Source organism: Phascolarctobacterium faecium DSM 14760, assembly GCF_003269275.1.
Lineage (GTDB): Bacteria > Bacillota > Negativicutes > Acidaminococcales > Acidaminococcaceae > Phascolarctobacterium > Phascolarctobacterium faecium.
In genome coordinates this window covers 793,379-796,791 of record NZ_QLTS01000001.1, presented here as the reverse complement: position 1 = coordinate 796,791, position 3,413 = coordinate 793,379, and the positions used below count along the sequence as shown (strand labels likewise).

Sequence of the window (3,413 nt, the reverse complement as noted above, 5' to 3'; positions counted from 1 at the left end):
TCCTTTGTAATTTGCAGCTTGCAGTATAGTGCTTAATTAATTAAGAAGAATGAGGTGAAATAATGGGTCCTGTAACTACTAATCCTTGGTTGATTTCTATCATCAATATGACCATAGTTTTTGGCGTATTGGCAGCCTTGGGTGTTTTGATGAAAATCATCCAATTGGTAGATCCAACGCAAAAAAAAACTGAGAAACCAGTAGCAGCATCGGCACCTGCCGCAGCACCTGCTGCTGTTGCAGCTCCTGTGCAGGATGACAGTGAAGTAATTGCTGTTATTGCAGCAGCTGTAGCTGCTCTTGGCCATTCTGCAGAAGATATCGCTTATGTACGTCGTCTGCCCGAAGCTGGCTGGACACAGAATGCTCGTATTGAAGCAATTAGCGTACGTAAAGAATGCTTCTAAAACAAAGTTAGGTTTTAGCAACACTTAAGTTTAATATATTTTAAACAATTTTGAAGGAGGGTATTCCCTGTGAAAAAATATACCATTACCGTTAACGGCACTGCATATGAAGTAGAAGTTGAAGAAATGGGCGGCGTTGCTGCTCCTAAAGCTGCTGCACCTAAAGCAGCTCCTGCTGCTGCACCGGCAGCAGCACCCAAAGCAGCTCCTGCTGCTGCACCGGCTCCGGCTGCAAAACCTGTTGCTGCTGGCGCAGCTACTATCAGTGCTCCTATGCCTGGTAAAGTTCTCGAAGTTAAAGTTAAAGCTGGCGACGCAGTTAAAGCTGGCGATGTATTGATGATTCTTGAAGCAATGAAAATGCAAAACGAGATCATGGCTCCGGCTGACGGCACCATTTCTGACGTCCGTATTTCCGCAGGTCAAACTGTTGGTACCGGCGACGTTATGATCGTAATGTAATACAAACAAGCTGAGAGACCTTGAAAAGGTCTCTCAACTAAAAAATTTGTAGGAGGAAATTATGGAAGCATTTGTAGTTGCTTTACAATCCGTATGGAATGACAGCGGTTTCTCCGCTTTCACCATGGGTCATGCCATCATGATGTTGGTAGGTATTATTCTTTTATATTTGGCTATTGGTAAAGGTTTTGAACCTTTGCTGTTGTCTCCGATTGCATTCGGCTGTTTGCTGGCAAACGTGCCTAAAACAGGTTTTGAAGACCAACCGGGTGTTATGCAGGTAATTCTTTATGGTATTAATCATGAAATTTTCCCGCCTTTGATTTTCTTAGGCGTAGGTGCAATGACAGACTTTGGTCCGTTGATTGCAAACCCGAAAACTTTGCTTTTGGGCGCTGCAGCTCAAGCAGGTGTATTTGTTTCCTTGCTGGGCGCTATGATGCTCGGATTTACAGTGCAAGAAGCATCCGCTATCGGTATTATCGGTGGTGCTGATGGCCCGACTGCTATTTACCTGGCTGCAAAAATGGCTCCTAACCTGTTAGGTGCTATCGCAGTAGCTGCATATTCTTATATGTCGTTGGTTCCTTTGATCCAACCGCCTATTATGAAACTTTGCACTACTGAAGCTGACCGTAAAATCGTTATGGAACAACTGCGTCCGGTTTCTCATTTTGAAAGAATCGTATTCCCGGTTGTTACTACTATCGTTATCAGCTTGTTGCTTCCGCCTGTATGCTCTTTGATTGGTATGCTGATGTTGGGTAACCTGTTCAAAGAAGCTGGTTGTTTGGATCGTCTTTCCGATACTGCACAAAATGCTTTGATGAACATTGTAACGATCATGCTGGCAACTGGTACAGGTTTGACTATGAAAGCTGAATCCTTCCTGAACTATCAAACTATTTTGATCATTGTTCTTGGTTTGATCGCTTTCGCAGCTGGTACTTTTGCCGGTGTTGTATTTGGTAAGCTCATGTGCATTCTGGATGGTGGTAAAACCAATCCTCTTATCGGTTCCGCTGGTGTATCCGCAGTTCCGATGGCAGCACGTGTATCCCAAATCGTTGGTCAAAAAGCTAACCCTGCTAACTTCCTGCTCATGCATGCTATGGGCCCGAACGTAGCTGGTGTTATCGGTACCGCAGTAGCTGCAGGTGCAATGCTTGCAATGATTGGACCTGTCAAATAATTTATAGTATAAACAGAAATAGGTGCACTTTATCGTGCACCTATTTTTTTTGGAAAAAGAAAAATATAAAGCAAATCATTATGCTGTAGTAAAGAGAAGTACAAGCTTTCTTTATAGTTTCAAGTAATAATGCAGTCCTGAAGCTGGTTAACCAAGATAAAAACATTAATTTTTCTTTTGGTTATTTTGAATAATGTTTTTTGAGTGGACAAAGAATCTTAAATATTGTAAAAATAGTATTATTGTATTATATTAATATACCTTAATGTCAAAAAAGCTGTAAATTAAATAAAACTTACACTTTTAAATTTGAGTGCATAGTGGTATAATGAAGCATAAGGTGTTGCAAGAAAATTCATAGAAAGCAATGCTAAGGATCTTTTACAAAATTCTCTTTATTTTGATATACGCGCCCCGAACGCGCTGTATATAAAATTAATTTAAAAGGAGGAATTATAATGTCCCCAGCAGTAAAATGTCTCATTCTTCTGGCTGTTGTTGCATTGTTATTTGTAACCGAACTCATTCCGCTTGCAATAACAGCTATGGGCGGCGCTATCGCCTGCGGCCTTTTGGGTTTTATCCCGGCCAAACAGGTTTTTTCAGGTCTTTCCGATTCAACAGTAGTACTTTTCGCAGGTATGTTCGTAGTTGGTGCGGCCATGTTCCATACTGGTCTGGCACAGAAAATCGGTATTTCTATCGTTAGATTCTCCGGCACCAGCGAAAACAGTTTGATGTTTGGTTTAATGTTTGTTGGTGCTGCTTTGTCTTCTGTATTATCCAACACTGGTACTGCAGCTTGTCTGCTGCCGGTTGCCTTGGGTATCTGCTCTGCAGCTAAAATCCCTGCTTCCCGTCAATTGATGCCTTTGGCATTTGCCTGCGGTCTCGGTGGTATCATCACTATGGTTGGTACTCCTCCGAATATCATCGCTAACGGCGCTTTGGAAGCTGCTGGTATTGCTGACAAATTTGGCTTCTTCGAATTTGCCTGGATTGGTATCCCTGTAACAGTAGCTGGTATCATCTATATGATGTTCTTAGGTAAATACCTGCTTCCGAAAGCTGAATTGGATGCCGACCAGGAAATTGAACAAGAAGTTGAAGCTAACGAAACTTCTGCTTCTAAACAAGTAGCTTCCGGCGTTATCCTGTTGCTCGTAGTTTTGACTATGGCTATCGGCATCAAGGGCGTTTCTTTGGAAATGGCAGCTATTATCGGCGCAATCGTTTGCGTATTGACTGGCTGTTTGACTGAAAAACAAGCTTATGCTTCTATTGACTGGGTAACTATCTTCCTGTTCGCAGGTATGATGCCTGTATCCACTGCAATGGACAAAACCGGCGCT

4 protein-coding genes are annotated in these 3,413 nt (G+C 42.4%); all 4 read left to right on the top strand.

Annotated elements, in window-relative coordinates; all coding sequences use genetic code 11:
* The first annotated feature begins 62 nt into the window (after positions 1 to 62).
* Positions 63 to 407, top strand: coding sequence for an OadG family transporter subunit (locus C8D73_RS03865; RefSeq protein WP_113077341.1), 345 nt, complete (start codon positions 63 to 65; stop codon positions 405 to 407).
* Between the two features lie 69 nt (positions 408 to 476).
* Positions 477 to 869 (top strand): biotin/lipoyl-containing protein, encoded by a 393-nt coding sequence (locus C8D73_RS11420; protein WP_021718268.1) that lies wholly within the window; start codon positions 477 to 479, stop codon positions 867 to 869.
* Between the two features lie 61 nt (positions 870 to 930).
* The gene (locus tag C8D73_RS03855) at positions 931 to 2,061 is read left to right on the top strand and encodes a sodium ion-translocating decarboxylase subunit beta (protein ID WP_113077340.1); all 1,131 of its coding nucleotides are present in this window, start codon (positions 931 to 933) and stop codon (positions 2,059 to 2,061) included.
* Positions 2,062 to 2,519: 458 nt separating this feature from the next.
* On the top strand, positions 2,520 to 3,413 hold an 894-nt coding region (locus C8D73_RS03850; RefSeq protein WP_113077339.1), incomplete at its 3' end, for an SLC13 family permease.

Bases quoted from the DNA above. Each gene is read 5' to 3' on its own strand.
- C8D73_RS03855 (WP_113077340.1), top strand. From the start codon at position 931: ATGGAAGCATTTGTAGTTGCTTTACAATCCGTATGGAATGACAGCGGT.
- C8D73_RS03865 (WP_113077341.1), top strand. From the start codon at position 63: ATGGGTCCTGTAACTACTAATCCTTGGTTGATTTCTATCATCAATATG.